We start from the raw sequence: 2,025 nt of genomic DNA, 5'->3' as shown, positions 1-2,025 counted from the left end.
TCACGGCGCGGTCACGTCGACGCCGCACCATCTGGCTCGTGTCGCTCGGGGCGCTGCTGCTGCTGGTGGTGGGCAGCGTCGGCGCGGCCTACAGCCCCCTGTTCGCGGTGCAGCGCATCACGGTGACAGGCGCGGACACGCTGGATGAGGCGACGCTGCAGCAGGCTCTCGCCGCACAGATGGGGCGACCCCTGCCGCTCGTCGACCACGCCGAGGTGAAAGCCGCGCTCGTGGCCTTCCCTTTGATCGAGACCTACACGCTCGAGGCGCGTCCGCCGCACGACCTGCTCGTCAAGATCGTCGAGCGGACGCCGATCGGCGTGGTGAAATCCGACGCCGGGTTCACGGTCGTCGACGCCGCCGGCGTCGCGCTCTCCACGAGCGACGCGCAGCCCGAGGGGCAGCCGCTGCTGGAGGCGCGGGGCGGCGTGACGTCATCGGCGTTCGCCGCGGTGGGACAGGTGCTGCGTTCGCTGCCCGACAGCGTGAGCGGCCTCGTCGCATCCGCGCGGGCCACGACGCAGGACGACGTCACGCTCACGCTCGCCGACGGCACCGAGGTGCTGTGGGGGAGCGCGGATCACGCGGCGAAGAAGGCGCAGGTGCTGCTGGCCGCGCCCGACGGCCACGCGTACTACGACGTCTCGTCGCCCGGCGTGCTCATCCTGCGCTGACGTCCGAGACGGCGAGCCGTGCGCGCCGATCCGCCCTGCATCGCGGCACGCTGCGGCGTGTTCCGGCGCGAGTCGGCGACACGCCCACGCCCAATCCGCGCATGCGGCGGGGCCGCGCATACCTTCATGGAAGGAATTGCATACCGGGCAATACTTTAACCCTCATCTAGAAGATGAAGGTTCAGGCGTCCGGATGAGACCAGTGGTTCGAGCAAACGGAGGCCGGCATGAGCCAGAACCAGAACTACCTCGCCGTGATCAAGGTCGTCGGCGTCGGCGGCGGTGGCGTGAACGCCGTCAACCGCATGATCGAGCTCGGTCTCCGCGGAGTCGAGTTCATCGCGGTCAACACCGATGCGCAGGCGCTGCTGATGAGCGACGCGGACGTCAAACTCGACGTGGGCCGCGAGCTCACGCGCGGCCTGGGTGCGGGTGCTGATCCCGAGGTCGGCCGACGGGCGGCCGAGGACCACGCCGAGGAGATCGAGCAGGCGCTCGCGGGTGCCGACATGGTCTTCGTGACGGCGGGCGAGGGCGGCGGCACGGGCACGGGCGGCGCCCCCGTGGTCGCGCGCATCGCGAAGTCGATCGGCGCGCTGACCATCGGTGTCGTGACCAAGCCGTTCTCCTTCGAGGGCCGCCGTCGTCAGAGCCAGGCCGAGGCGGGTGTCGCGAGCCTCAAGGAAGAGGTCGACACGCTCATCGTCGTGCCGAACGACCGCCTGCTCGAGATCAGCGACCGCGGCATCTCGATGGTCGAGGCCTTCGCGACGGCCGACCAGGTGCTGCTCGCCGGTGTGCAGGGCATCACCGACCTCATCACGACGCCGGGTCTGATCAACCTCGACTTCGCCGACGTGAAGTCGGTCATGCAGGGCGCGGGATCCGCGCTCATGGGCATCGGATCTGCGCGCGGCGCCGACAGGGCCATCAAGGCCGCCGAACTGGCGGTCGAATCGCCGCTGCTCGAGGCGTCGATCGAGGGCGCCCACGGCGTGCTGCTGTCCATCCAGGGCGGATCGAACCTCGGCATCTTCGAGATCAACGACGCCGCGCAGCTGGTCAAGGAGGCCGCGCACCCCGAGGCCAACATCATCTTCGGCACGGTCATCGACGACACCCTCGGCGACGAGGTGCGGGTCACGGTCATCGCGGCAGGCTTCGACGGCGGGGAGCCGCAGCAGCGTCTCGACGTGCCGGCTCACGTCTCGGGCCGCGCCTCGATGCCGACGCTGCCTGGCACCGGCATCGCGACGAGCTCGTCCGACGCCGCGAAGAAGGAGGAGCCGGCGCGTGAGCCCGTCGCGGTCGCTGCGCAGGCGCCCGTGCTGCCCGACGCGGGCTTCGACTC

2 protein-coding genes are annotated in these 2,025 nt (G+C 70.4%); both read left to right on the top strand.

The window, feature by feature from the left end:
• On the top strand, positions 1-674 hold a 674-nt coding region (locus tag RIF89_RS14460; protein ID WP_309069774.1), incomplete at its 5' end, for an FtsQ-type POTRA domain-containing protein.
• A gap of 227 nt (positions 675-901) precedes the next feature.
• Positions 902-2,025 (top strand): cell division protein FtsZ (gene ftsZ / locus RIF89_RS14455; protein ID WP_309069773.1); only part of this gene is annotated, 1,124 nt, incomplete at its 3' end.

Source organism: Microbacterium sp. (assembly GCF_031178525.1).
Classification (GTDB): Bacteria; Actinomycetota; Actinomycetes; order Actinomycetales; family Microbacteriaceae; genus Microbacterium.
The sequence above is the reverse complement of the archived record's forward strand: the minus strand, read 5'-3'. Positions and strand labels throughout refer to the sequence as shown.